Origin of the sequence: Streptomyces sp. NBC_00354 (genome assembly GCF_036106915.1) — a bacterium.
Taxonomy (GTDB): domain Bacteria; phylum Actinomycetota; class Actinomycetes; order Streptomycetales; family Streptomycetaceae; genus Streptomyces.
This window is the reverse complement of record NZ_CP107983.1, coordinates 8,261,184-8,287,475: the sequence shown is the minus strand read 5'-3', so window position 1 is coordinate 8,287,475 and position 26,292 is coordinate 8,261,184. Positions and strand designations below refer to the sequence as shown.

Here is a 26,292-nt window from a genome sequence, read left to right as displayed (position 1 = left end):
TGCGAAGTGCCTTCGGTCATCGTTGGACGCACGGGTCCCTTCACCGGGCAGAGCGTGGTTCTGGGCAGCGAGCCCCTCAGCTTCGGGCGCAAGAACGACAACGGCGTCGTGATCGTCAGCCCCAGCGCCTCCCGGCTGCACGCCGAGATCCTCACGGAGGACGCCGGTTTCGTCCTCTACGACCGGGACAGCCGGAACGGCACGTTCGTCAACGACCAGCGCGTCACGCGGCATGTGCTGCGTCCGAACGACTGCATCCGGATCGGCGATGAAACGTTCCTCTACGAGGGCCAGGACGCCATGGAGACGGTCATGGACCTCTCCCTCCTGGACGTGCCCCGGCCGAGCGCCGCGGACCCCGGCACGCTGCGGGTCACCATCACCGGCGGCGGCCCGGTGGGCCTCGCCTTCGCCCTGGCGCTCGACGAGATGCTGCCCGGGCGGACCGCCATCACCCTCTACGACGGACGCTGGACCAGGAAGGGCTCCTCGGTCGTCTGGAAGGACGAGACCCAGGGGAACTTCCGCCGCCGGCAGGTGGTGACCGTCCAGAGCCGGCAGTACCTCGCCCTGCCCGAGGAGGCGCTCTCCGCCCTCTTCGACGACGGCGCCGCCTACTCCGAGATGTGGCCCGTCGGCCCCGACTCGGTCGATGGCCGCCCGCCCCGCAACATCCGGATCTCCCACATCGAGGACCGATTGCTGGACCTGGCCAACCGGAGGCCGTCGATCCGCCTGGTTCCCAAGCGTTTCGACGTGGCGGAGGAGCAGAACCGGATCACCCAGGAACACGTCCTGGTGGTCGCCGAGGGCGGCCGCTCCCGCACCCGGGAGCACTACGCAAACCGCTTCGGCGCTGCCGACTCCTCGATCTACTCCCTCGACGGCGAGCACCTCCAGGACATCGTGCTGGGGTTGCGCGTCAAGTCGAAGCTGCCGGACCCGATGAGCGTGCTGCTCACCGTGTCGCAGAACCGCTTCCTGCTCAACTCGCTGCGCGGCGAGGGCTTCCTGAACATGCGGCTCACCCGGGAGGAGACGAAGAGCGTCATCGGCATCGACCCGGTCCGCCACGTCTTCGAGGAATGCATCGCCGCCCGACCCTGCCTGATGAGTCGTCAGGAGGAAGACAATGAGTTCCGCTGCCCCACCCACGGCACCCTCTTCCTGCCCGCCCTGCTGCGCGGTTCCCCGCTGTGGAAGGAGATCCGTCAGGGTCTCAGCCTGTTCGGGGTGGCCGAGGAGGACCTGTCCGCGATCACCTCGTTCCGGCTGGACATGGTGCAGCGCCCGCGATTCACCGCACAGCTGCACCGGCCGACCGCGACCACCCCCGGCACCTACGGCTTCCTGCTGGGCGACGCGGCCAACGCCATCCACTTCTGGCCGGGCCGTGGCCTCAACAGCGGTCTGGCCTCGGCCACTTCGCTAGCCCGCTCGCTCAGCCGCGCATGGCAGGGCAAGCCGCTGCGGGACGCCGACTTCATCCGGCACGAGGCGGCGATGTCCATGCTCCAGTACCGGCACAAGAGCCGGGCCTGGAACGCCATGGTGACCACCGACGAACAGGGCATCACCCGCGCCATCAAGGACATCATCGCGCGCAGCGCGGAGGCCGACGCCGGTGCCGCGGACGGGAGCGACCTGGACGTACTGCTGGACCGCATGGCGGGGATCCGCGAACGGCTGGCACCCCGGATGCCCGGCCTGCCCGGCGACGGGGAACTCCGCTCCCACCTCGCCTCGATCGCACCCGCCACCCTCCGCACCCTGCGGGAGAGCGGCGCCTGGGACACCTTGATCGTCGGCGGCGAGGAGGCAGACATCGACCTCTTCTACCAGTCGGACTCCCCTGTCTTCGTCCCCCGCCCGACCGATCCCCGGAGCCCCTCCCCGGTCGGCTGACACCCAAAGGGACGGGACCCAGCTGGGGAAAGTCGGCCGGTGCCGGGGCGCCGGCTGACCACCTGCCTGTGGGCGGCCGCCCTCGTCTCCTGCTGCGCCACGGCGAGGGCGCCGGGCAGGTCCACTGGTACTGGACCGCGATCTGCCGGCGGCGGGCTTCGCAGCACCGCAGGAGACCATCGGTGTGGCTCCGAGAGGAGTGAGTACGGCTACTCATGACGGACGCTCGACAGCGGCCGAGGATGAGCGGTGTCAGCTCAGCGCCATCCGAACGAGGCCGCCCATGCTCAGCCGAATCGCCGCCGCCGTCGTGCCCGTATTCGGGAAACTGACCGTCACCTCCGAGGGCGAGACCGGTCCCGGCGCCGGAAGCATCCTGGTGGCCAACCACTCTTCGCTCGCCGATCCGGCCGTCGTGATCGCGGCGCTGCGGCGGTACGGGGTCGAGCCCGTCGTGATGGCCGCCGCAGGCCTGTGGCGGATCCCGCTGCTGGGGGCGGCGCTGCGCCGCGAGGGTCACATCGCCGTCCATCGCGGCAGCGCCCGCGCCGCCGAATGCCTGGACGCCGCGGCCGCCGTACTCGCGACCGGGCGCTGCGTCCTGCTCTACGGCGAGGGCCGGCTGCCCGGACGCGCCGACTCGGGCGAGGCCGCGCCCGGGCCCTTCCGCAGCGGACCGGCCCGGCTCGCTGCCGTGACCGGGGCGCCGCTCGTGCCGGTGGGCCAGGCGGGCGCGCGCAGGCTGTGCTCCGGCGGGCCGGTCAAGCAGCTCGCCGGCGCCGTGACCGCGCCGCTGAGGCGGCCGGGCCTGCACGTGCACATCGGCGCACCGGTGCACCTCCCCGGCCCGGTGCCGGAAGCGACGCACCGCATCCAGGCCGCCGTCGCCGCCGCCTGGGAGAACGCCGTCCGCGCCCAGAGCGGACGACGGCAGAGGGGTCACCCCTAGGCCGGGTCAGACCCGGATGTGCGTCAGTTGGTGCTCTGCCGGTCGAGGAGGTCGCAGTCGGTGTAGACCGTGGGCCTGGTCATCAGTGCCGACAGCGCCTGGGCCAGCTCGTCGGTCGCGGCCGCGCGACTGTTGGCCATGGCCGCGTCGTAGGAGTCGAATTCGACCACGGCGAGATAGCGGTTGGGGTTGGACCTGTCCTTGAGCAAGGTGCGGGCGGAGGGGGTACCGGGCCGTCCTTGCGAGCGGGCCTGTTCCTCGTAGGCGCGCAGGAGGTCGCGCACCTCGTCGATCCGCTCGGTCTCGAAATCGATGATCTGTGCGAACTTCATGACCAACTCCTCCTGGCAGACGGCGGCCTCACGGGTGCGGCACCTCCCCCAGCAAACACCGCGAGGGGCGGCGCCCCCGGACGCACACGCTCACGCACGGCGATTCCATCGGCTCGGGTGCGCCAGGGGGCCTGCGGTTCACCCTCCCGGGGCCGGCGGGCGGGCCGCTCAGTCGTCGGCAATCTGCAGGGCCAGCGCGAAGTGTTCGCCGTCCGACCCGGCAACCAGGCTGTCGAAGAGCGGGGTGAGCCCGTTCACGGCGCCGCACCCGGCGTCGTGGTTGGTCCACCAGCTTCCCTCCGGCCCGAGCAGGGACACCACCCGGTCCGCCACGCGCTCGGCGGCCTCGGCGGGCATGTGCCGGTGGTCCGGCCATACGAGGTCGACGGCCGCGACCCCGGCCAGGAACGCGGCGGCCTCGTGTGTCTCCAGCGGTTCCAGGGCGGCACAGATCTGCGGGACGGACGGCGGGGCATACCCGGGGATGAAGCGCTGCCAGGCCTCATCGGCCGCGGCCTCGGCCAGCAGTGCGCGGATCCGGGCCGCCAGCTCCGGCAGGTCGGGTTCCACCTCGGTGAACCGCGCGGCCGCTACGTACACCCGCGTCGGCGTGGACAGTTCCGCCATGCGCGCTTCCAGCTCGGCCAGATCCCCCGTGGACATCACAGCGGCATTCTGCCCTGCGCCCCCAGCCGGCGCCAGGAAGGGCGAGACCTGCGTGGATGTGGTCGAGGCAGGTGGGCAGCACCCGTTGTCAGGGAACGGAGCCAGGTGACCATTTCGCGGCGGTGGAGACGGCGCCCGGTCTTCCGGTTCCGAGAGGTCCTCCCAGTGCCACAGTGGTGTCGGGGTCCCTCCCGGTTCGCAGCCGTGACGGAAGTGCCGTGAGAGCGTGAGGACCAGCACGAATGCCTCGTCGTCGGTGGCGTTGCGCAGGTCTTCGATACCCCTGACCGGTGACGATGTGTTGGAGATGCGCGCTCGCAGCTTCTTCTCCGCCTCGTGTGCATCGCAGGCGCGAAGGGCCTCGAGCAGCCGCTCCGTGTGACCGTCGGCCTCGACGTGGGCCGCCGGATCGCGGGCCAGCAGCTCGTTGGCCGCCTCGACCATGCCGAGTCCGTGCAACGCGGCGAGGACGACTCCGACGTCCAGCGGATCGCTGATCGGCATCTGCGATGCAGCGCGGTGGGCCAGTACGGTCATCGGCTGCTCGGCTCCGGTGTCTCGGAACATGTGGAGAAGATCGGAGAGGTCGAAGCCCATGGTGAGGCGGGTATGCCGGGCGGCGCGATCGGCCAGCACGGCGCACGCCTCCAGCCGTCCTGCGCCGTGCAGTTCGGACAGCAACCCGGTCACCCACTTCGGGTTGTCGACCCGGACGCCGGTGGCAATCCGGTCGATCAGGGTGGTCACCGCGCCGTCGTCCGTCACGGTGGTGCGCCTGCACCGAAGGAGGGCGGCACACCTTCCGCGTCGGCGAGCGGAAGGCCTCGAGACGCCCGGCGGGCCAGGGCATCCGCAGCCGCCGGCGCCTCGGCCGAATGCAGCGCCGACAGCAGCTTGGCAATGTCCTGCGGATCCGAGAGCTGGGCATGGGCGGCCGGCGCGCGCCTCAGCAGTATGGCTCGGTCTTGCGGGCTCCCCGTACGGCCCACTGAATCGAGCAGTCTCGCGACTCCGCGGGGGTCGTCGAGAGGAACGCTGTGGGCGGCCGCCCGGCCAGTACGCGGGCGGCCCCATAGGCTCGCGCGTCCTTCAACGCGTCCAACAGCCAGGCGACGCCCGAGGCGTAGTCGAGCCGTACGTGTTCGGCCGGTGCTCGCTCCGGCAACTCGGCGATGGCGTCCTGAGCCTGGCATCGGCGCAGTTCATCGACCAGTCGGCTCAGACCGTGCGGGTCGTCGAGCCGGACGTGCCGGGCCGGACGACGGCGGAGCAGGGCTTCCCTGGCCGGCGGCGCGGAGCGCAGGGTCAGGAGCAGTTCCGCCACGCCTTCGGGATCGGCGAGCGAGACGTGTTCTGCCGCCCAGAAGGCGCCGGTGCCGTGAGGGTCGCGACCGAGCAGGTTCAGCTGGACAACGAGCTGGTGGGCGGCGTGGGTGTCACCGGCCAGGACGGCCCGGCGGTACAGGCGGGTCGACAGCCGGTACAGCCCGCAGTGCAAAGCCGATCGCGCGAGGTAGGCCAAGTCCGTGAACTTGGGCGGCGTGCGCAACGAGAGCGGTCCACAGCAGGGGCTCGGTGGCCGAGGTGGCGGGCGTCCAGGGCGGCGGTGATGATCGCCTGTTCCGTGGGTGCGAACACACGGTTGGCGTAGGCGTCCACGAGTTCCGGGCCGCCGCTCAGGTGCTGGAGCACGCGGCCGTCGGTCGCTCCGGCCGCGACTGCGCGTACCACTCGCGCCGCGTCGGTGCGGTCTCCCCGGTACGCAAGGCGGAGCAGCTGCTCCTGCTCCTCCTGTGACAGCCGGTCCGGAACCCTGATGAGATGTACGAGCGGGCCCGTCAGGAGCGAGCGGACTGCGGTGTGGCCATCCGGTGAGCTGCCCTGGGCGGCCAGTTCGTCGAGGTACGGCCGCTGCCAGGTCGACCCCACGGCCACGAGCCCCGACGTACGCGACAGCAGCCGCTGCAGTTCCCCGGCGGCCACCGCGCCGGCGTCACCGTAGAAGAAGCGCTGCGCCCCTTCGAGCCACAGCACCGTCCCGGAGGAGATCTGTCCACCGGCTCATGACCATCGGTGTCGTCGATGTCGTCGCGTACATCATCGGGGTGCACGGCCGCCCGGCGGAGACCGAGTTCCAGGGGGGTCCGTCTGCCCGGTCGTCAGCCACGGCCCCGCGGAGGCCTTCGGGGTGGCCCGGGCCTCTTCCCACCAGCGCTGCCAGTTCTTGAGGTCGAGCAGGTCACTTGGTAGATCGGCTCGGTCGATCTCCGCAGCGGCGATCCTCTTGACCACCTGATCCACAAGGGCCTCGACGACCAGGGAAGACAGCCACAGCCAGTCCGGCACGTAAGTCCCTTTGGCCCACTCGCTGACCCTCTTTCCGCTTTTCGCCGGGACTCCGGGCGTCTGGCCTGACGCGCTGCGCGCATGCGGCCCGTGGATCGCGTCGCACGCGCGGCTGCATCCTCGCGCCGGGTCCTGATCAACTGCGCCTGTCGCGCAGCCGCTTCCTGCTTCATCCCGGAAAGGCCCAACAAGTCTCGTAACCTTCGCGCAAGTTCCTCACGCGCATTGCTCGCATCGTCCTCGGCCGCACGAGGCCACGGGTCCGGAGCAAGGGGAGAGCCGGGCACCACCCGTGCACCACGACCGGCGCGCGTACCGAAAACCCGGCGGAGCCCTGAACCCGGCCGTGACCGGCCACCACAGGAGGAGCGAGCCGACGCGCGTGAGTCATCAGGCACACACGGACCACGGGAGCTGCCCGGCGACGTCCCCGTGCGAGGTGGTGCGGACCACGACACTGCCGGCTGACGCGAACGAGCCCATCGCCCCCGTGTCGGTCTGCCTCAGGCCGGGAGGTCCCGGGCAACGCGGTGTACACGGCCATGGCGACGGTGCCGCCGTCACAGGGCCGGGCAGACGATCCGCGACCGCAACGACTGCAAGGCCTGGGAGGAATCCGGCACCAAAGCCGCCATCGGCAGGACACTCACGATCTCCGATGGCAGCTAGAAGGCGTCCACCACGCCATGCTCGGCATCGCCCGGGGCTGCGCAACCTCACCCTTGCCCGACAGGCGAACGGGCGGCACCGCGGCCAAGCACGCCAGGGGCGACTCGAAGATTGTTTACGGGGTAACCCTTAGTGTGCGGTCGAGGATGGGGAGCAGGTGGTCCCAGTGGCGCTTCAGTCCGGCGGGGTCGAAGGCGTCGGTGTCGGACATGGTGAACCCGTGGACGGTGCCCGGGTAAATCTCGGAGGTGTAGCCGACACCCGCGGCATCCAGGGCCTGGTTGAGCTCGCCCAGGGCCTCGGGCGTCAGGTCGCTTTCGGCGTGGCCGAAGTGGACCTGGGCGGTGATCTCGGCGAGGGCGTCGGGCCCGTCCGCGCCCACGGGACCGTGGAATGCGGCGACTGCGGCCACCTGGCCGGGGTGGGCCGCAGCGGTGCGCACCGCCAGAAGGCCGCCTATGCAGTAGCCGGTCACCGCGACCGGTCCAGCGGCGACCTCGGGCTGGGTGGTGAGGAACCTGAGGTAGGCGTCGGCATCGCTCAGGACACGTTCGGCAGTGTGCGCCTCGATCAAGGGCATCAGCCGGGCGAAGACCGCGGACCGGACCTCTTCTCCGATGTACTCGGGAAGCTCGATCACCGGTGCCGGGCCGTGCCGGTAGAAGAGATTGGGGACGAGCACGTAGTAACCGTGCCCGGCCAGTTCGCGGGCCATCTCCCGCAGCACGGGACGGATACCGAAGCCGTCCGCGTACATCAGCACCCCTGGGTGCCGCTCGCCACGGTCGGGGAAGGTGGCGAAAGCGTCGGCCTGGCCGTCCGCGGTGGGGATGTGCAGCATCTTGCTGGGCATGAGTTCTCCTGTCGTGGTTGACGTATCGAGCTGCGATCAACACGACAAGAGGCGGAGCCCGCGCAGCAGCGCCAGATCCTCGATCCAACAGCGGGCCAGCACCGGCCCGTACGGCGCTCAGAGCAGCGCCGGGTCACCAATCCGTGTGTGGCGCAAGGCCGTCCCGGTAGTCATCACCGCATAACCTAGCCCACCGGACAGGATCGATGCCAGTGCTCCCCCTACGTCACAGTGCTATCGGATCTCGGCCGGGAAGTGCGCCGATTCCGCGTCTTCGCGTGGACCGACTGCTGGTGGAACGCTCCCTGAGGACGGAGGCAGGCCACCGCGCAACTGTCCTTGTTAAACTGCCAGTTCGGTCCAGATCATCGGGTGAGCGTGGCCAGCACCGCGGCACCGAGGAAGAGCACGCCTCCGGCAAACAGGCAGACGATCCGGGATCGGCGGTGCTTCCGGGTCCCTGCCAGTTGGCGAACTCGATCACAGGCGTCAAAAAGTCGTCCGCCGGCGCCTGCTCCCGGTCCACCACCAATCCCCCAGCGCGAACGCCGTGCCGACGCAGCCGCGCTTGCAACCGCACCTCCCGCACACAACCCCACAGACACAGCAGGCCCGCCAACACGCACAGCCCGACACCGATCGCTTCACCCGCCATCCGTCCCCCGCTCTCCCTCACACAGCGCAACCGGCAGCGGCGCCGGCACCGGTCCCGCACCATAACGACGCGGCACCCGGCCCGATGGTTCACGAAGGCACGCGGGCCACGTCCGCCCGATCCGACGTCAGCTCCGAAGGCCGACCCGTTGAGTACGTGCGCGGCGAAAGGTGTGGTGGCCGAGGTCAAGAGCGGCGCTCATCTGCGGGTGACATTGGCCGTGACCAGGCGGAGCAGGTATCTGGCAGTGGCGTCCTGTTCCGGAGTCAGGTTCATGGCATCACCGATGGCGAGCGGGACGGTCCGGGCCTTGCCCCGAAGGTTCGCACCAGCCTCGGTGAGGCGCACGGCGACCGAGCGCTCGTCGTCCACGCGCCGCTCGCGCAGGACCAGGCCGTTCACTTCGAGGCGCTTGAGCAGCGGCGAGAGCGTGCTGGACTCCAACTGGAGCGCGGCGCCCAAGTCCCGGACGGAGAGGGAGTCCCGCTCCCAGAGGGCGAGCATCACCAGATACTGCGGGTAGGTCAATCCGAGTTCGTCCAGCAGGGGTCGATAGCTAGCCGTGACCGCCCGAGAGGCGGCGTAGAGGGCGAAGCAGAGCTGGTCCTCCAACCGCACCGAGTCGCCTTCCGCCTGCCCGGTCGCCGCCTTCTCCATTCCGCTGTTCCCTCTACTTCCGCCTGATCCGCTGCTGCCACCTGCCCGGATCCCGGCTTCTCATCCTACCGTTCGAGGCGCACGCGACCATAGCGCGCACGATTAAGTTGTGTACTACTTAATCGCACGCTACCTTTCTGGTGTGCCTGCCGGGCGGCGGCGCGACGATCGCCGAGGGCTGCCCGCTCTCGATGCCCTACGCCTTGGAGAGTCCAACATGACTGAGAAGAGTGCTCGTCCGGTCCTGGAACCCGCTGCGGCCGCATTCGCGGAGGCCACGGCGAAGCCGCCATTCCTGTTCCAGATCCCGCCGGCCGAGGGCCGCAAGGCCGTCGACGAAGTCCAGTCCGCTCACATCACCGAACCCGCCGTCGACGAGGAGTGGGTGACCGTCCCCGGCGGCCCGACCGGCTCGATCCGCGCCCGACTCGTCCGCCCGACAGGGGCATCCGGCCCATTGCCGGTGATCGTCTACATCCACGGCGCGGGCTGGGTGTTCGGCAACGCGCACACCCACGACCGCTTGGTCCGTGAGCTCTCGGTCGGCGCCCATGCGGCCGTCGTCTTCCCCGAGTACGACCTCTCACCGGAGCACCGCTACCCGGTCGCCATCGAGCAGAACTGGACGGTGGCCCGCTGGATCGTCACCGACGGCGCCGTACACGGCCTGGACGCCACCCGGATCGCGGTCGCCGGGGACTCCGTCGGCGGCAACATGAGCATCGCCCTCACCCTCATGGCCAAGGAACGCGGCGGCCTGGACCTGCGCCAACAGGTCCTCTTCTACCCGGTCACCGACGCCGCCTTCGACACCGGCTCCTACCATCAGTTCGCGGAGGGCTACTTCCTGCGCCGCGACGGAATGCAGTGGTTCTGGGACCAGTACACCACCGACGTGGCCGAACGGGCCGAGATCACCGCCTCCCCGCTGCGCGCCACCACCGAGCAGCTCACCGGCCTCCCGCCGGCCCTGATCATCACCGCCGAGGCCGACGTACTGCGCGACGAGGGCGAGGCGTACGCCGACAAGCTGCGCACCGCCGACGTTCCCGTCACCGCGGTCCGCTACCGGGGCATCATCCACGATTTCGTGATGCTCAACGCCCTGCGCGAAACCCACGCCGCCCAAGCCGCCATCGACCTCGCCACCACCACCCTGCGCACCGCACTCGGCACCGCCTGAGCGGGCCCGGACCGCGGCGGGCACGGCGTCGATGCCGTGCCCGCCACATCGCGGCACCGCGCTCCGAACAGATCGGCGCGGCCAAGGCCTGCCGGTTCAGTCGACACGTCCGCTGAGGTCCGTGCACCACACCCAGGGCATGCGGCCGTAGAACTCCGGGCTCGGCTTCGGCGACAAGGGGCTGCACCAGCACTACTCGGCCAGGGAGGCTCCTCGTCATCGACATGAGCCACACCGATGAGGTGAACAGCCCAACGACGCCGGCCGCATGGCGCGGGAGGTCAAGGACGCCCTGGCCGCAGTCAGGCACCAGGCCGGAACACAGGGCGTGGGCGAAGACCCCGAAATCGACGCGCGGGCGAAGGCACCTCACCTGGGCGGGTGATGGCCACCGTGCACATCACCAGGGCACTTCGCCGGCGTCCTCGAAGAACTTGCCGGTCGGGCCATCGTCGGGCAGGGTCGCGAGTTTGATGGCGATCGCCGCGCCCTGTTCGGGGGTGCGTACGCCGCGGAAGCCGTTGAGGTCGGTGGCGACGTAGCCGGGGCAGCCGACGTTGATCAGGATGTTCGTGCCGCTCAACTCCCGGGCGTACTGGAGGGTGACGGCGTTCAGGAACGTCTTCGACGGCGAGTACGCCACGGCCACCGGACCCGCCGTCTGCTCAGCAGCGGTTCCTGACTGCCGGGTGAGGGAGCCCACACTGCTGGACATGTTCACGATCCGCGGCGAGGCAGAGCGGCGCAGCAACGGCAGCATCGCGTTGGTGACGCGGATGACGCCGATCACGTTGGTCTCCATGACCGTCCGGATGGTGGCGGGATCGACCTGGGTGGGCTCCTGCGGCATGCCGCCGGTAATGGCGGCGTTGTTGACGAGCACGTCGAGGTGCCCGGCCCGTTCCTCGATCAACCGTGCGGCGGCGCTCGCGCTCACGTCGTCGGTCACGTCCAGTGGTACGCCGAACGCGTCGACGCCGACCGCGCGCAGTCGCTCCACCGCCGCCTTACGGCGCTGATCGTCGCGGGCGCCGACGCCGACGCTCCAGCCGAGGGCACCCAGGCCTGCGGCGATCTCGTAGCCAATTCCCTTGTTCGCACCGGTGACCAGCGCAATCGTTCGTTCACTCATGGGAATCATGCTGCCTCGGACCCCGGCGCGAGGTCCAAGACCGATGGGGTGGGCAGCGATACCGTCCGGGTATTGATCCGGGGTAGCGTGGCCCTCATGGAGACCCGGGAACTGCGCTACTTCGTCGCGGTCGCTGAGGAGCTGCACTTCGGGCGCGCCGCGCAGCGGCTCGGCATCGCGCAGCCGCCGTTGTCACGGGCGATCCAGCAGCTCGAACGCCGACTCGGGGCAGCACTGCTGGATCGGACCAGCCGCACTGTCGCGCTGACCGAGGCCGGCTCGGTGCTGCTGGCCGAGGGCCGGGCGGCCCTCGACGCGGTCGACGCTGCTGAGCGCCGGACCCGCCGCGCCGCCCTTTCCACGACCGGCCGTCCTGGCCTGGTCCTGGTCACCAAAGCCAGCGCCTCCCGCGAACTGCTGGCGAAACTGCTCGACGCGTACGCCGCCGAACCCGGCGCGGTCCCCGTCGATGTCATCCTGTGCGGGCCGGCCGAACAGGAACGACTCCTGCGAGAGGGCCGGGCCGACGTGGCGCTGCTGCACCGTCCGTTCGACTCGACGGCCGGGTTCGACACCGAGGAACTCGGCACGGAGGGCCAGGTGGTGGTCCTGCCTGCCGGGCATCCGCTCACCGTCCGGGCCCATGTGCACATGGCCGACATCACCGGGCTGCCGGGCCTGCCCCTGCCACGCTGGCCGGACCCCGACGGCACCTACCCGCCCGGCCCCGGCCCACAGGTCCGCGACCACGCGCAGTTGTTGCAGCTCGTCGCGCTCGGCCGTGCTTGCGCGGTATCACCGGAGTCGTGCCGAGCCCAACTGCACGATGACCTCGCTGCCGTACCCGTGCTGGACGCGCCGACAGTCACCACCGTGATCGCCTGGCCACCGCACAGCCGGTCCAGAGCCGTCGCCGACCTTGTTCGGACTGCGACACGTCTCTAGTGGTTCCCACATGTCTGGCCAGGTTCCACCTGTCGTGTCCCGGCTCACCGCCTTGCGGGCCAACCGTCACGATCAGGGTCTTCCCATTGGAGAAGCCAACCTCGATCCGGCTCGTCAGCGGGCCTGGTTCGTCAGCTTGGCGTACTGATCTGTTCTGCTTCGTCGTCGCTCATTGCCGTGTAGACGGTCAGGATCGATGCCACGACGTCTACCTCGGCCGGGCCGCTGATCCGCAGCCATGCGAGCTCGTTCAATCCGTTGAATCGGCCGACGCGGCCGGCTGCGTCCTCGGGCCAGGGTGTGGCATCTCCGGTAGGTGTGTCAGGGAGATCGCGTCGATGAAGCAGCCGGAGATCTCAGGGGGCTTTGACACCGCGACGTAGCGAAGGTCGGAGAGAGAGATCACGACGTCGGGCTTCGTCGGCCCGTCTCTCATGGTGATCTCCATGGAGTCGTCCTCGTTGAAGGCTTCGAACGAGATCCGACTGATGAAGTAGCCGGTGAGCGACGCGAGCATCCGCTCGGCGTTCGCGCACCGATTCTTGAAGGCACTCTCTGTCTCACTTCTCCCCGTCACAGGCGGAGGCTACGAGCCGAGCCACTGCGCGTCGACCTGATTTACGGGTCGCGTCATCGCCGCGGTCTGAGGCGGCGCGACTTCGTAGAGGCGCCGGTCACGGATCAGGGCCCGCAGGGCGTTGCCGCGGCGGCGAGCGAGGGCGATCACGGACTGCGTACGGCGTTTCCCCTCGGCTCGTTGCGGCCGTAGAAGGTCCGGTAGTTGGGGTCGTAGCGGACGCTGGTCAGGGCGGACATGGAGAAGACGCGCTGGAGGCCGCGGTGGTAGTGGCCGGGGCGGTGGAGGTTGCCGCTCTTCTTTCCTGAGTCATGCGGCGCTGGTGCAAGCCCGGCGAAGGCGGTGAGCCGGTCCGGGGTTGCGAAGTAGCTGAGGTCACTGCCGACTCGGGGCGGACATGCGAGCAGTGAACGAGACGGGCCGAAACGATCACGCGCTCGGATCGTTGGCGGTGTATGAATCACACCACGCGTGGTCTCGCCTTCATCGTCCTGATGGCCACAGCCGCCCTACTCACAGTTCCCTCCGCGCATGCCGTGGATCATAAGTCCGGGGGTGCGAGCGTCTCCGACACCTGTGGTGGCACCCTGTTTGCGGATTACCTCGCCACAGCCGAGGGCACTGCTGACACTGCTTTCGCTGGCACGCTGACCGTGGTCGGAGGCGCCTCGCCCATCGCCATGACACTCACTCCGCAGGCCTCCGCAGGGGCGATCCCCAACGGCCTTGTCCGCACGGGGTTCTTCCACCCGGCCATCTCAGATGACGCGGTAACCTCCGCCCCGAATCTGCTGGAGGACATCTCCGGCAGGAGCCGGATCCGGTTCGAGACCCCGTGGGGTCCGACACTCGCCACGGCCGGATGCACCGGTGCCACGACCCGGGTCACCAAGCTGACCGGCGGCCTCACGTTTCATGGGGTTGCCTACGAGTACGTCCTCACCCGCGCGTGAGTACTTGTGCAACAGGCACGTACTCGCACGGTCGGCCGTGACCACGACTGCCGCCACCCGTTGGTCAGAGCACCACCGACTCCCTCAGCCGCTAGGTTCACCGTCCGCGTCGCTGCGCGCTCGGGTCTCGACCGGTCCGGCCTGGTGCGTCCTGCCGAGCCACGCTTCTGGCACGCCGACGGGGCGTTCCCGATGTTGCTCGACATCGTGTGCCGCCTGCCGCGGTCCGTCGCGTACGGGCGCCCCCCTGCCGCGCCGTACCCCCCGGGCGCGGTGCGCCGAGCATTGCGGGCTCTCGAGTTGATCGCCGTGAGCCCCGCACTCCGGAAACCCGGGCTCGGCGTCGCGGCTCGCCCGAAGGCCCAGCCCGCACAGAGAAAGAGGCCTGATCATGCAGCTCACCATCCTCGGCGCCACTGGACCCATCGGCCAGCAGGTACTCCAGCAGGCTCTTGCAGCCGGGCACCGGGTCACCGCACTGGTCCGTGACGCGGCCCGGCTGCCGCAGCGCGACGAGGAACGCGTGAGCGTCGTCATCGGCGACGCCACCTCCGCCGCGGGCGTCGAAGCGGCTACTCGGGGCAGCCAGGCCCTCATCTGTGCCCTGGGACCGGGCAAGGATTACAAGTCCACTCTCGCCACCCGCACCGCCGGTCCCGTCCTGGAGGCAATGGCCGCGGCCGGCGTGGAGCGTCTCGTCTGGCTGTCGGCTCTCGGCTCGGGCGACACCGCCCGGCGCCAGTCCCTCTTCCAGGCCTCGGCGTCGAAGCTCGTGATGGGCAAGCTCATGGCGGACAAGGGCATCGCCGATGAGACCATCGCCCGCAGCGACCGCGCCTGGACCATCGCCCTGCCCGTGATGTTCGCCAACGGCCAGACCACGGGCGACTACGAGACGATCCCGCTGGACGGGACCCAAGGACGCGTCGGCGGAAGAATCAACCGTGCCGACGTCGCGGACTTCCTGTTCTCCGCCGCGACCAGCGACCTATGGGTCCGCCGCCGCGTCATCCTCACGCGCTGAGCCGTCCGAGCGGCCGGATCGCCCGGGCCGATGCCTCAGAGGCCGACGGCACACGCACCCAGGATCGCGACGAGCCATGTCGAGCTCGGTCAACCGTGCCGGAGTCGACATGCTCGACGAGGTCCTCGCCGACTTCGACCGGCACCTTGAAGCGGCGGAACCCCAGAGGACCGGCGGAAGCTACCATTCCTTTCCCACCCGCTAAGACATGCGCACGGCCCGGGAACAGGGCCTGAGCCTGGTCACCCGTCCGATTTCCTGGCCGCCTTCCGGGGCACCAACGTCCGCCGGCCTTGACACTGCGGAGGCACGACTCCGCAGCGACACCCCCGCCGAGGGCCCTGCTCAGTGCCGGCATCAACGCCTCGGCTGGCGGTCGGGGCCTTGCCCGGGCAGCTTTTGCCCCGGCGCTGCTTCTGGGCGGCGCGGCGGGCCACGTCGGTGCCGGTGGGCGATGTCCAATGGGGGCTATGTACGGCAACGCGGATCAGGCAGGACTCCCGCGAAGCCCACCTTTGCCCGGAGGTCTCCATGTCGAAAAGTGGCGCGCCACGAGGCGGCGTTCCGCGCGAGGCCCCGGCGCGCGCGCCGCTCGTCCTGGCGTCCCTGATCATCGTCGCGGCGGTGGCCAACCTGAACCTGTCGGTGGCCAACGTGGCCCTGCCCGCGATCGGGAAGGCCTTCGACTCGTCACAGACCGCGCTGAACATGATCGCCGTGGGGTACTCCGTCGGCCTGGCCACATCGGTGCTCTATCTAGGGGCGATCGGCGACCGTCACGGGCGCAAGCTGCTGCTGCTCCTCGGCGTCACCCTCTCCATCCCGGCCTGTCTGCTCGCCGCCTGCGCGCCGAATGACACCGTCCTCGTGGCGGCCCGGATCCTCGGAGGACTCTCGGCCGGCATGGCCTACCCGACCACCCTGGCACTGATCACCGCCCTGTGGGCGGGGCCGGGGCGGACGAAGTCGATCGCGCTGTGGTCGGCCCTGGGCGGAGGCATCTCCATGCTCGGGCCAGTGGTCGCGGGCGCGTTGCTCGAACAGTTCTACTGGGGGTCGGTGTTCCTGATCACCCTGCCCCTCGCCGTGGTCGCGCTGATCATGGCACTGTTGTTCGTCCCCGCGCACGCCAACGAGTCGACCGAACCGGTGGACAATCTCGGCGGCATCCTGTCCGTCCTCTTGATCGCGGGACTCGTTCTGGCGATCAATTTCGCCGCCGTTCCCAACCAGGGGGCACTGGTCGTCGGCCTCGTCGTGATCGCCCTCGCTGCCGGAGCAGCGTTCTTCTGGCGTCAGCGCCGGGCTCCTAACCCGTTGTACGACCTCCACATCGCCGGCCGGCGAACGTTCTGGGTCGCCGCATGCGCAGGCATCGTCGTGTTCGGCTCCCTGATGGGGTCGGCGTTTGTCAGCCAGCAGTACCTGCAGAACGTGCTCGAGTACGACTCCGTCGCAGCAGGGGCCGCCATCCTGCCCGTCGTCGTGACGATGGTCATCGTGGCACCGCAGTCCGCGAAGCTGGTCGAGACACGAGGCGCCCGCACGACTCTGCTGATCGGTTATGTGTTCCTCTTCCTCGCCTTCGGCTGGATGCTGCTGTTCTGGGGCGAGGACAGCAGCTACTGGCAGATCGGCCTCGCCTACGTGCTCACCGGCATCGGGGTCGGCTTCGCCGGGACGCCCGCATCGCACTCGCTGACCGGGTCGGTGCCCGTGCGACGGGCAGGTATGGCCTCGGGCACAGCGGACCTGCAACGGGACCTCGGTGGGGCCATCATGCAGTCCGTCATGGGCGCGCTGCTCACCGCCGGATACGCCTCGGCCTTCAGCTCGGCGATCGCCACGTCTTCCGAGAGCAAGGACGTGTCGGACCAGGTCCAGAGCGAGCTGACGAAGTCGTTCGCCTCCGCAGAGCAGGTCGCCCAGCAGCACCCCCAGTACGCCGACCAGATCGTCGCGGCAGCCCGCCAGTCGTTCCTCGACGGCGACGACTGGGCATACACCGCCGCCTTGACCGCGATCGCACTCGGTGCGCTCCTGGTCTTCTTCAAGTTCCCGCGCCGGGACGCCGAGCAGGATCTCCTTCGGCGCTACTACGCCGAGGACTCCGCGTCCGCCACCGAGGGATCGACCGGATCGGGAGGCTGAGGTGTCTTGGGTCCCCGGCCCGGCCCGCCTCGCCCCCCGGGACAGCACCGTCCCCTTCCCCGAGCGTTCCGGACGCGGGGAAGAGGCGGCTATGCATAGCCGCCGCCCTGGGAGGATGCCCAGGTCACGGGCTCGGGCGCGGAGTGGAGCATCTGCCCAAGTCGCACGTGCGGTCAGGCGACCAGCTCATAGATGCCCCGGGCCGTCAGCCACAGGCCGACGAGCAGGGAGATCGTGACGATCAGCTGCTCCTGATGCTGCTCAAGCCAAATCCGCAGGGCGTTCAACCTGGCACCCGCGGCCGCCGGTGCCCAGACCGTGTACATCTCCATGACGATGAGGCCGAGCGTGGCCAGCAGGCAGTAGCCGGTCAGTGCGAGCCAGCTGGTGAGGGAGGAAAGGTCCGCGGCGACGACCGTCGCGGCGCCGGCACCGACCAGCGCCCAAGGCTGCAGCAGCCAGGCCAGCCCGGCAGCCGTGACCAGTGAGGCGCTGTCTACCCGGGCGGTCCAGTGCGGCGGGCCGTGCGGGCGGGGCGGCCGACGGCGCCGGTGTGCGCCGTACAGCACCAGCCCTATTCCGATGGCGAGTTTCGCACACGCCGCGGCGGTCGACGGCGTGCTGTGGCGGGCCGGGGGCTCACCACCGGTCAGCAGCACCACACACGCGATCACCACAACCAGGTTGGCGAGCCACGACAACAGGAACGCCAGGCCCTTGCGGACGCCACGCCGCGAGGAGAGCAGCAGGATGAAGGCGCTGTTGTGCAGAGGCCCCAGGGTGATGGCCGTGCCGATCACGACCAGGTCGAGGACCATCAGCGCAGTCACTCCCGGAGGCCAAGGCCGTCTGCCGCCTTCGGACGGGTGGACCGGAGAACGGGGTCGGGCGGCGCTGTCACGACACCGCGTTCCGACTTTGCGGGCGGCGTCCCGACCGGTCAAGCAGGCCACGCGCACGTTCCCGAATGCCGCACGGCGCCACCTGCCTCCGCGCGGAGCCCGGCCGGGCCGAACAGGCGCTGAACACCGCGCAGGAAACGCGAAGCCCCCGCAGGCGGCGGCCCCTCTGTCTACGGGAAGCCCGCCGCCCCGGGCCAAGGCGGCGGGAAAAGGGTGTGCCCCGCCCCGGCGTGGCGCCCGGGGCGCGCGGGCGCCCGTACACTCGGCTCATGAACCGCACACGCGTCACGGAGGAGTGCCTGCCGCAGGCTGCTCCCGCCGCGCGTGCGGCCCGCGCGGACCGGACGGGCGTCAGCTCCCGGACCGCCGTCGACGGCCAGGCCCCCGCGGTCGGCCGCGGTGCCCCGCACGGCCACGGCTAGCGCTTCCCGCCGCCGTCCCCCGCCACCCACCTCATCCGGGCCCCTCCCGTACCCCTTCCCGGGACGGCCCCACCCGCCTCCGGCCTCCCGGCCGGGCCACCGCGCCCCGACCCTTCCCGGTCCCGTCGCCCGGGGGCGACCCCTCGCCCCCACCCCATCACCGCGGTACCGGCGATCCGTCGGCGCTGCCGCCAGGCGCGGGCCGCACGCCGGGCCGCCGCCGCTCCCGAAGGGACCACCGTGAAGTTGAGCGGGTTGCTGACCGGCCACGAGTACCACGTCATCCAGGGTGACGCCGCATCGACGCGGATCACCGCGGGCACCACCTTCGACGTCGACCGGGTCGTGCCAGGCTCGCTCTTCATCGCCGTACCCGGCCACCGCGGAGGCGGTCCCGCCGCCATCGGCGCGGCGCTCGCCCGCGGGGCGGTGGCCGTGCTCGTCGACGCGACGGGAGCCGCCACCGCGCCCCCGCAGCGGGAGCTGTCGCCCGCGGTGTGCGTCGTAAGGGTGGCCGACACCCGCAAGGCCGCCGCCGTCGCCTCCTCCCGCTACTTCGGTGAGCCGGGGCGGCACATGGACGTGGTGGCGGTCACCGGGACCAACGGGAAGACCTCCATCTCGTACATGGTCGAGTCGCTGCTGAGAATCTCTGAGGGCGCCTCGGTGGGCGTCATCGGAACGGCGGGCAGCAGGATCGGCGACGAGGTGATCCCCATGCCGCCCTCGGTGCTGACCACTCCGGAATCGCCCGACCTCCAGTACCTCCTGGGCCACATGCGCGAACGGGCCACGGGCAGCGTGGTGCTGGAGGCCACCTCGATGGCGCTGCAGACGTACCGGATGGACCGCACGTTCGTCGACGTCGGCGTCTTCACCAACCTGACGCAGGACCACCTGGACGACCACGGCACGATGGGCCGCTACACGGACGCCAAACTCCGGCTGTTCCAGGGGCTCTGCCGGCACGCAGTGGTCAACGTGGACGACGCCGTGGGAGCCGGGATCCAGGCGATGATGCCGGGCGCGGTGACCACGTACGGACTCGACGCGGAGGCCGACTTCCGCGCCGCAGACCTGATCGCGGACGCCTCCGGCACTCGGTTCACCCTGCACCACGCGGGCCGGGCGTACCCCGCGGCCGTCCCGGTCCCGGGCCGGTTCTCCGTGTCCAACGCGCTGGCGGCCGTGGCGGCCTGCCGGGTCCTGGGGCACGACCTGGACGGCCTGGTCGCCGCGCTCGCGCAGATGCCGCCCGTACCGGGCCGGTTCGAGCGCTTCGTGACCCCCGCCGGGATGTCGGTGATCGTGGACTACGCGCACTCGCCCGACTCCCTCGACAAGGTCCTCACGGCCATCCGGGGCTTCGCCCGCGGCCGGGTCATCACCGTCTTCGGCTGCGGCGGCGACCGGGACACCACCAAGCGGGCCGAGATGGGCCGCATCGCCGGTACCCACTCCGACCTGTGCGTCCTGACCTCGGACAACCCCCGCACCGAGGACCCCGAGGCGATCCTGGACCAGATCGCCCCCGGCATCGAGAGCACCGGCACACCGTACGAGCGCTCCGCCGACCGGCGCCGAGCCATCGGCTTCGCACTGGCCGCAGCCCAGCCCGAAGACGTCGTCCTGATCGCCGGAAAAGGCAGCGAACCTCACCAGATCGTGGGCGAGGACCTCCTCCCCTTCAGCGACATGGCGACCGTCCGCGACCTCGCCTCCGATTCATGACACTCCCACCCACCAACGCCCTCTCAGACCAGACCCCCGGTCTGATCTGAGAGTCGCCGCCTTCGTGTACTTCGGCAGCAACCCAGTCATCGCCGCAGCCGAAGGAGCACTCTTCCTCGCCTTCTTCCTACTGGGCACACCACACCACAACGTCACCACCAGCCGCCTCCCCCTCACGCCTACACACATGACAGGGACTGTAAAAGGAACGTCAACTTTACGGACCCTGATTCCGGCCCGCGCTCGCGCCAGGAACACGAGGCGGCACGGGATCGAGAACATAAACAAGAGCGCTGGAGGACAGCAATAGCCACCGAGAGGCGGGAACGTACCCATAGGGAGAAGCTGTTACTGGCCCTGGCAGAAGGTGCGCCCGCCCTCTCTCGATGTTGCGCCGATGCGCCACTGAGAGACGATGGAACTGGCTCGGCGTTGTCCGCTGTCCGCTGTCCGCTGTCCGCTAAACCCGCCGAGACAGGAGGCGTAGCATGCCCGCGAATCCGTCGTTCCCGACCCCCGTCCTGGAACCCGCGGCCAAAGAGCTGGCCGACGCCACCTCAGCGCACCCGCGCATCTACGAAGTCCCACCGGAGAACGGCCGCGAGATGCTCGATGGCCTGCAGGCCGGGGAGGGCGTGGCCAAGCCCGCCGTGACCGAGGAGTGGGTGAGCGTAGACGCGGGACAATACGGCCACGTCCGCGCCCGTATCATCCGCCCCGAGGGAGAGACGAAAACCCTCCCGGTCGTGCTGTACATCCACGGCGCCGGATGGGTATTCGGTGACGAGAATACCCACGACCGACTGATACGTGAACTCGCGGTCGGATCGGAAGCAGCGGTCGTCTTCCCGGTCTACGCCCTGGCCCCCGAGGCGAAGTACCCCACGCAGATCGAGCAGAACTACGCGGTCGGAAAGTGGATCGTCCAAAACGGCGAGGAGCAAAACCTCGACACCTCCCGGATCGCGGTCTGCGGCGACTCGGTTGGCGGCAATATGTCGGCCGTTTTCGCGCTGATGGCCAAGGAGCGCGGCGATGTCAGCCTGGCGGCCCAGGTGCTGCTCTACCCTGTCACCGACGCCAACTTCGACACCCCCTCATACCAGCAGTTCGCCGAGGGGTACTACCTCACCCGCGACGGGATGAAGTGGTTCTGGGACGCCTACACCAGCGAGCCCGGGCAGCGCGAAGAGATCTACGCGTCCCCTCTGCGGGCCGACATCGAGCAGCTGCGCGGCCTTCCCACCACCTTGGTCATCACCGATGAGGCCGACGTACTGCGTGACGAGGGCGAGGCGTACGCATCCAAGCTGCGCAAGGCCGGTGTGGACGTCACCGCGGTGCGCGTGTTGGGCATGGTCCACGATTTCCTCATGCTCGACAGCCTCCGCGACTCCAAGGCGACCGTTGTCGCACGCACGCTGGCCGTCGAGGCACTGCGCCGAGCACTCCACTCTTAGAACTCCTATCGCAATGAGGTTGCCCGGGCCCAGAGGTTCAGGCTGCTGCCGGGTGCGATCTCTCGGTCCATTAGAGCGCCGCGCGCTCCGCACGGAGCTGAGCTGCACATTCATACAGTGCATGGACGGGAGAGCGAGATTGAGCAAGATCTTCTGTGGCATCGACTCATCGAGACTCCGCGAGGGCTGCTGGTCTCCTGCTTGCGGGTAACCGGACCGAAGGTCTGCGCGATCAACCCGCGGGTGCTGGTCAGTGGGTGCAGTGGCTGGTGCGTCCACGGAAGTGCCTGTTCATCCACTCGCGAGGGGGTTCGGTGCCGTCCCAACCGCCGCTCGGGCGGCCGGGTCCTACCTCGATCCCGTGCAGCGGCGGGCGCTGGCGAGCCGGTGACAGAGTGGTACCCCGGCGGCGGGATCGTCCAAAGCCGCAGTCGGCCCGGACGGACCTGCCGGTGGACTCTCCGGCAACCGCGCCGCTGCAGTTCCCAGGCGTCACCTTCCGTCTTGTTCCGGCGGGCCTGTCGAAGCTGTTGCTGAAGCGCAACAAGAAGTAGGGCTCACTTCTCGCAGGGGAACGTCACCTGCTCGCTGCGGACGCTCTTCTTTTGGTCCGGCAGGTGGAGCGTGACGTACCCGGTCACCGCCTTGGCGTTCCTGGGCGCCGGCATGTCCACGACCTGAAGGACGACCTTGGTGGAGGTGCCCGCGCCGAAGGCGAAGGATCCCGGGGAGACCCGGGCGCGGCTGGCGTTCACGGTCCAGTGGTAGCGGACCGTGCCCGGCCCGGTCGCCGTGACCTTTCCGTCGAAGGCCATGGCCACGGGAGTTCCGTTGCACTCGACGGTCTCCCCCGGCTTCAGCAGGGTGACCACTTCGACTTTGGTGACCTTCACCGCCTGCTTGACCCCGCTCGTCCCGGCGGTTCCGGCCTGCGCCACGTGGGCGGGGGCGAGGGCCACCGAGGAGGCGAGGAGCGGGGCTGCGAGGAGCATGAGGTATCGACGCCGCATCGTGCTGCCTTCCGGATGAGGAAAGCCCCCGATCTCGGTCCCAGGATATCGGCGGCCCGCCCGGGCGGCCCGGCAACCGGCGGTCAGCCCGGCGAAGGGATCGGCGCTCTCGGTGTGGTACCTCACCGGGGTCTACGCCACCGACCCGCCGCAGGTTGTGCAGGCGCTGGAGTCGTTCGCTGTCAGCACCGGTGATGCCCGATCACCTGGCGATGGTCCCGCCACCGACCACCCCGCTGAGGTGTCCGGTCCGGCAGCAACGGCGCGATCCGCGCCCACTGCGCGTCAGTCAACGACACACATCAACCAACGATCGGATGATCGGTAAGAAGCGGCCTAAACGGCACCTTCCTGAACGGCATCCCAGGATTCCGGGCGATCTGGATCACCGGCCGGGGCGGCGGCACGCAGCGCCGCGTCAACCTGGCGGTTGCTGGTCATGGTCGCCGTGACGGCGGTCATCGTGAGGAGGAGGCCGGCGGCGGCGTAGAGCGGGGTGCGTACGTCGTAGGTGGTGGCCAGCCAGCCGCCGAGGAAGGCGCCGAACGGGGCGGCGCACATGGCGAGCATGCGGGAGGTGGAGGCGACCCGGCCCATCAGGTGGGCGGGGACGATCGCCTGTCGGAGGGAGGGGCCGAGCACCATCGTGGCGCCCATGCCCGCTCCGCAGACGGCGAGCGCGAGGCCGGCGATGTACGGGTTCGGGGCGGCGGCAAGGCCCAGGATGGCGAGTCCCTCGACTGCGGCCGTGCAGGTCAACGCGGTGCCGGTGCCGAGTCGTCGGCCGAGGAAGGAGGCGATGCCCGCGCCGAGCAGACCGCCGGTGGCCTCCGCCGTGAGGAGCAGGCCGAAGCCGAAGGTGTCGATGCCGAGACGGTCGTGCGCGAAGAGGGCAAGTACGGTCTCCACGGCGAGGAAGGCGATGTTCCCGACCGCCGGACGCAGCGCGAGTCCGAGCAGCAACTGATCCCGGAATACGTACGAGGCGCCGGCCCGCGCCTGCAGCAGCAGCGACTCACGGGCCTGCGGTACGGGCCGGGGTGTGGCAGGCAGCGACCGCACGAGGAGTGCGGAGAGCGCGAACGACACCGCGTCGACGAGCAGCGGAACCGCCCGTCCGAGCGCGAGCAGGGCACTTCCCGCAGGCGGCCCCGCGAAGCCGGACGCGGCGGTCTGGGTGCCGCGCAGGCGGGAGTTGGCGCGCTCCAGGAGCGCGGGGTCGCGGCCGAGCAGATCCGGCAGATAGGCCGTGGCGGCCGTGTCGAAGAAGAGTCCGCCGAGGCCGAGCAGGAAGGCGACGGCCGCGAGCAGTGGAATGCTCAGCACGTCGAGCGCGGCCGCTGCCGCCGGTATCGCGAGCAGCACCGCACGCGCCGCGTCCGTGACCCACATCGTGCGCCGACGGTCCCAGCGATCCACCAGCGCACCGCCGAGCACCCCGAAGAGCAGCCACGGCAGCGTTCCGGCGGCCGTGACGACGGCGAGCGCCATCGGATCCCGCGTCAACGCCAACGCGAGCAGCGGCAGCGCGGCATGCGACACCCCGTCACCGAGCGAGGACACCGTCTGCGCAGCCCAGAGCCGTCCGAACCGGGTCGGCAACTTCCGAACGTCTGCGGTCACTTGGCGTCCCCTTCGGCCTGCTGGCGCGGTGCCGGGTGGAACAGTGCGAAGACGAGTGACACGTCCGGCAGCGACGGATCGGACTGCTCCCGGTACTCGTCCGCCAGTGCCTGCAGCCGCGCCCCCAGCTCCGCGAACTGCTCCTCGGTGAGCCGCAGATGCGCCATCCGTACGTGCCGCTCGCCCTCCACCGGCGCTGCCTCCAGGTCCGCCACCGCATGCCGCATCAGCACATCCGGGCCTCCCGCGCCCGGATCCGGCAGCACGATCGCCCGCGCGGCCATTGCGTAGTACCGCTCGGTGACCCCCCGGACCTTCCTCGTTCGTACCACCTTCACCAGGCCGGCCCGCTCCAGCAGCCGTACGTGGTAGCTGGAACTCCCCTTCGCAAGGCCCACTCGCTCGGCGATCTGCGTAATCGTCGCGGGCTCGAAGCGGAGCACGGCCATGATCCGGTGACGCGTGAGATTGGAAACGGCGCGTAGCTGCTCGTCAGTGGTGACGTGGAACGTCTCGGGAAGATCATCGGTAGGCATACCCCTAATGGTCAACACTTCTTGACCATTAGGCAAGGGGGTTTTGTTTCACCGGAATACGCCCTCCCGGCAAAGCGGTCATTACGCCCACTCTGCATGGCTGCGATCATGGAAGATCCAGACAGGCCATGACCGGGGCCATCACCCGGATGGCGCGGCGGAGCATGCAGTCCACGACGCCAGGGACCGGTTGACGGCGCCAAGTCGATCCCACGACCGCGTGGGCCGGCCGGGCCGGAGGGGTTCGCAGGCGCGCTGCCCTGGACAGGATCGACGTATGTACTCCGTGAAGACAGTCCTGACGGCCACCGCCGCCATGCTCCTCGCCCTCGCCGCTCCGGCCGCCGCAATCCCCGCGGCTCCCACCACCCCGTCCCGCCCCTTCGTGTCCGCCGCGCCACGTCCCTGCGACGGCGCCGCGACCTGCTACGTCAACGTGACGGTCGCTCAGGTCTGGGTGAGCCCCGAACAGGTCCGGCCCGTGGACGCTCCGGCGACCACCAATCCCGCAGACATCCGCGGCTGGTTGACAACCATGTCCCTCGACGAGCGGCGTGAGGTCGCCGGGGAGACGCAGGCTCTCCACGGCGTCCCGGTGACCGTCGACCGCACCGAGTGGCACGGCGGTCTGCTCTGGGACCACGTATGGGTGCACGGCCAGCCCACCCCCAGGGACCAGGCAGGACGGGGCGCCTACCCCGGCTGGATTCCCGACCGGCAACTGACCTCGGAGCACCGGCGCCCGCCCGGCGGTACGCACGAGGAACGCGTTGCCCGCCCCACAGCCCGGGGCTTCGCCACCGCCCAGGCCGCGCTTGCCCGCGACCAATCCGGGCAGACGGGCGAGTACTCGTACAACACCTCCTTCCCGGTGAAGGCCGGTCCGCTGCCTGGAGTCGTCACCGCCTACTCCCCCAGCAGTGGCCGGCTGTTCTTCCGAGCTGACGACCTGGCCAGGGTGCCGGCCGCACCGAGCGGCGCGGACGTGGTCGCCGCCGCACGCGCGTTCCTGGGTCTGCCCTACCTGTGGTCGGGCACCTCCGGATTCGGCTACGACTGCTCCGGTCTCACCGGCCAGGTCTACGCCGCCCTCGGCGTGACGATCCCCCGGGACGCCCAGCCGCAGTTCGAGGCGGGCGGCGGGCAGGTACCCGCCGGCTCGGCCGCGGGGGTGCGGATCACCGGTACGGAGGACCTCAGGCCCGGCGACATCGTCGCCTTCCGCCCCGCCACCGGCACCGAGGTCACCCACGTCGGCATCTATTCGGGGACGAGGAACGGCGAACCCATGATGATCAACTCGCCGCGGACCGGTGACCCGGTCAAGGAGGAGCCCATCGGTTCCACCGGCCGCGTCTACGTGGGCGCCACCCGCTTCCTGACCCGCTGACGTGCGTACGGCCTGCCGTACGGCTAGCGCGGACGTGGGCGGAGTCGAGGACGGCACGTGAGAGATCGAGGAGGCCGGCGTCGTCGAGCCGATGGCCAGCTTGTCGTGGCCTGAACGGCGGACGCGTCCGTACAACGCGTGAGAGCCCCGCCCGCTCGCCGGCTGCGGCGGCGGCAGTCGGCCACGAAGGGTCGAGGCGGACGGGCCCCGTTGCGACGTCG

The 26,292-nt window shown here is 70.0% G+C and carries 24 protein-coding genes and 2 pseudogenes; 13 read left to right on the top strand and 13 right to left on the bottom strand.

What is annotated here, in order from left to right; translation table 11 throughout:
* Positions 1-6: 6 nt before the first annotated feature.
* Both OHT74_RS38120 and OHT74_RS38115 read left to right on the top strand, forming a co-directional pair.
* Positions 7-1,905: an FHA domain-containing protein gene (locus OHT74_RS38120; protein ID WP_328622853.1), complete on the top strand. Its 1,899-nt coding sequence runs from the start codon at positions 7-9 to the stop codon at positions 1,903-1,905.
* Between the two features lie 283 nt (positions 1,906-2,188).
* The gene (locus OHT74_RS38115) at positions 2,189-2,854 is read left to right on the top strand and encodes a lysophospholipid acyltransferase family protein (protein WP_328622852.1); all 666 of its coding nucleotides are present in this window, start codon (positions 2,189-2,191) and stop codon (positions 2,852-2,854) included.
* A gap of 23 nt (positions 2,855-2,877) precedes the next feature.
* Here OHT74_RS38115 and OHT74_RS38110 read toward each other — a convergent pair whose 3' ends face one another.
* The 3 genes from OHT74_RS38110 to OHT74_RS38100 form a co-directional block, all read right to left on the bottom strand.
* Positions 2,878-3,186, bottom strand: a complete 309-nt coding sequence (locus OHT74_RS38110; RefSeq protein WP_267002548.1) for a hypothetical protein — start codon at positions 3,184-3,186, stop codon at positions 2,878-2,880.
* Positions 3,187-3,354: 168 nt separating this feature from the next.
* On the bottom strand, positions 3,355-4,617 hold the full coding sequence (locus OHT74_RS38105; protein WP_328622851.1) for a hypothetical protein: 1,263 nt from the start codon (positions 4,615-4,617) through the stop codon (positions 3,355-3,357).
* 181 nt (positions 4,618-4,798) lie between these two features.
* On the bottom strand, positions 4,799-5,401 hold the full coding sequence (locus tag OHT74_RS38100) for a hypothetical protein (RefSeq protein WP_328622850.1): 603 nt from the start codon (positions 5,399-5,401) through the stop codon (positions 4,799-4,801).
* A gap of 26 nt (positions 5,402-5,427) precedes the next feature.
* Here OHT74_RS38100 and OHT74_RS38095 point away from each other — a divergent pair, with 26 nt between their 5' ends.
* Positions 5,428-5,649, top strand: a complete 222-nt coding sequence (locus OHT74_RS38095; protein WP_328622849.1) for a hypothetical protein — start codon at positions 5,428-5,430, stop codon at positions 5,647-5,649.
* A gap of 1,134 nt (positions 5,650-6,783) precedes the next feature.
* Positions 6,784-6,861 (top strand): annotated as a pseudogene (locus OHT74_RS38090) (IS5/IS1182 family transposase); the annotation flags it as partial.
* Positions 6,862-6,982: 121 nt separating this feature from the next.
* Here OHT74_RS38090 and OHT74_RS38085 read toward each other — a convergent pair.
* Both OHT74_RS38085 and OHT74_RS38080 read right to left on the bottom strand, forming a co-directional pair.
* Positions 6,983-7,720: a dienelactone hydrolase family protein gene (locus OHT74_RS38085; protein WP_328622848.1), complete on the bottom strand. Its 738-nt coding sequence runs from the start codon at positions 7,718-7,720 to the stop codon at positions 6,983-6,985.
* An 853-nt stretch (positions 7,721-8,573) separates the two neighbouring features.
* Positions 8,574-9,032 carry a MarR family winged helix-turn-helix transcriptional regulator gene (locus tag OHT74_RS38080; RefSeq protein ID WP_328622847.1) on the bottom strand — a complete coding sequence of 153 codons (459 nt, stop codon included), beginning with the start codon at positions 9,030-9,032 and terminating at the stop codon, positions 8,574-8,576.
* Positions 9,033-9,249: 217 nt separating this feature from the next.
* Between OHT74_RS38080 and OHT74_RS38075 the strand changes: the two genes are divergently transcribed.
* Complete coding sequence (locus tag OHT74_RS38075; protein WP_328622846.1) at positions 9,250-10,215, top strand: alpha/beta hydrolase; 966 nt, start codon at positions 9,250-9,252, stop codon at positions 10,213-10,215.
* 400 nt (positions 10,216-10,615) lie between these two features.
* On the opposite strand, the gene OHT74_RS38070 is transcribed toward OHT74_RS38075, so the two are convergent.
* On the bottom strand, positions 10,616-11,347 hold the full coding sequence (locus OHT74_RS38070) for an SDR family oxidoreductase (RefSeq protein ID WP_328622845.1): 732 nt from the start codon (positions 11,345-11,347) through the stop codon (positions 10,616-10,618).
* Positions 11,348-11,443: 96 nt separating this feature from the next.
* Here OHT74_RS38070 and OHT74_RS38065 point away from each other — a divergent pair, with 96 nt between their 5' ends.
* A complete protein-coding gene (locus tag OHT74_RS38065) occupies positions 11,444-12,292 on the top strand; it encodes a LysR family transcriptional regulator (RefSeq protein WP_328622844.1) in 849 nt (282 codons plus the stop codon).
* A gap of 131 nt (positions 12,293-12,423) precedes the next feature.
* Here the strand turns inward: OHT74_RS38065 and OHT74_RS38060 are convergent, their stop codons facing one another.
* The 3 genes and pseudogenes from OHT74_RS38060 to OHT74_RS38050 all read right to left on the bottom strand — a co-directional run.
* Complete coding sequence (locus OHT74_RS38060; RefSeq protein WP_328622843.1) at positions 12,424-12,546, bottom strand: hypothetical protein; 123 nt, start codon at positions 12,544-12,546, stop codon at positions 12,424-12,426.
* Entirely contained in the window at positions 12,543-12,869 is a 327-nt protein-coding gene (locus OHT74_RS38055; protein WP_328622842.1) for a hypothetical protein, read from the bottom strand. Before OHT74_RS38055 ends, OHT74_RS38060 begins: the two co-directional genes overlap by 4 nt.
* A 9-nt stretch (positions 12,870-12,878) precedes the next feature.
* Positions 12,879-13,234, bottom strand: a pseudogene (locus tag OHT74_RS38050) (transposase); the annotation flags it as partial.
* Positions 13,235-13,549: 315 nt separating this feature from the next.
* Here OHT74_RS38050 and OHT74_RS38045 point away from each other — a divergent pair.
* The 3 genes from OHT74_RS38045 to OHT74_RS38035 all read left to right on the top strand — a co-directional run bounded on the left by OHT74_RS38045 (position 13,550) and on the right by OHT74_RS38035 (position 16,997).
* Entirely contained in the window at positions 13,550-13,822 is a 273-nt protein-coding gene (locus OHT74_RS38045) for a hypothetical protein (RefSeq protein ID WP_328622841.1), read from the top strand.
* Between the two features lie 391 nt (positions 13,823-14,213).
* The gene (locus OHT74_RS38040) at positions 14,214-14,846 is read left to right on the top strand and encodes an NAD(P)-dependent oxidoreductase (RefSeq protein ID WP_328622840.1); all 633 of its coding nucleotides are present in this window, start codon (positions 14,214-14,216) and stop codon (positions 14,844-14,846) included.
* A gap of 531 nt (positions 14,847-15,377) precedes the next feature.
* The gene (locus OHT74_RS38035) at positions 15,378-16,997 is read left to right on the top strand and encodes an MFS transporter (RefSeq protein ID WP_328622839.1); all 1,620 of its coding nucleotides are present in this window, start codon (positions 15,378-15,380) and stop codon (positions 16,995-16,997) included.
* Positions 16,998-17,170: 173 nt separating this feature from the next.
* Here the strand turns inward: OHT74_RS38035 and OHT74_RS38030 are convergent, their stop codons facing one another.
* Entirely contained in the window at positions 17,171-17,815 is a 645-nt protein-coding gene (locus OHT74_RS38030) for a GAP family protein (RefSeq protein ID WP_328623477.1), read from the bottom strand.
* A gap of 353 nt (positions 17,816-18,168) precedes the next feature.
* Between OHT74_RS38030 and OHT74_RS38025 the strand changes: the two genes are divergently transcribed.
* From OHT74_RS38025 to OHT74_RS38015, 3 genes are all read left to right on the top strand, one after another.
* Positions 18,169-18,321 carry a hypothetical protein gene (locus OHT74_RS38025; protein ID WP_266671358.1) on the top strand — a complete coding sequence of 51 codons (153 nt, stop codon included), beginning with the start codon at positions 18,169-18,171 and terminating at the stop codon, positions 18,319-18,321.
* Between the two features lie 240 nt (positions 18,322-18,561).
* On the top strand, positions 18,562-20,052 hold the full coding sequence (locus OHT74_RS38020; protein ID WP_328622838.1) for a UDP-N-acetylmuramoyl-L-alanyl-D-glutamate--2,6-diaminopimelate ligase: 1,491 nt from the start codon (positions 18,562-18,564) through the stop codon (positions 20,050-20,052).
* Positions 20,053-20,540: 488 nt separating this feature from the next.
* Positions 20,541-21,512: an alpha/beta hydrolase gene (locus tag OHT74_RS38015; protein ID WP_328622837.1), complete on the top strand. Its 972-nt coding sequence runs from the start codon at positions 20,541-20,543 to the stop codon at positions 21,510-21,512.
* A gap of 557 nt (positions 21,513-22,069) precedes the next feature.
* Here the strand turns inward: OHT74_RS38015 and OHT74_RS38010 are convergent.
* The 3 genes from OHT74_RS38010 to OHT74_RS37995 form a co-directional block, all read right to left on the bottom strand.
* A complete protein-coding gene (locus tag OHT74_RS38010; protein ID WP_328622836.1) occupies positions 22,070-22,522 on the bottom strand; it encodes a hypothetical protein in 453 nt (150 codons plus the stop codon).
* Positions 22,523-22,858: 336 nt separating this feature from the next.
* Positions 22,859-24,145, bottom strand: coding sequence for an MFS transporter (locus tag OHT74_RS38000; protein WP_328622835.1), 1,287 nt, complete (start codon positions 24,143-24,145; stop codon positions 22,859-22,861).
* On the bottom strand, positions 24,142-24,681 hold the full coding sequence (locus OHT74_RS37995; RefSeq protein ID WP_328622834.1) for an ArsR/SmtB family transcription factor: 540 nt from the start codon (positions 24,679-24,681) through the stop codon (positions 24,142-24,144). The genes OHT74_RS38000 and OHT74_RS37995 overlap by 4 nt, the downstream gene beginning before the upstream one ends.
* 277 nt (positions 24,682-24,958) lie before the next feature.
* Here OHT74_RS37995 and OHT74_RS37990 point away from each other — a divergent pair, with 277 nt between their 5' ends.
* On the top strand, positions 24,959-26,071 hold the full coding sequence (locus tag OHT74_RS37990; RefSeq protein ID WP_328622833.1) for a C40 family peptidase: 1,113 nt from the start codon (positions 24,959-24,961) through the stop codon (positions 26,069-26,071).
* Positions 26,072-26,292 lie beyond the last annotated feature (221 nt).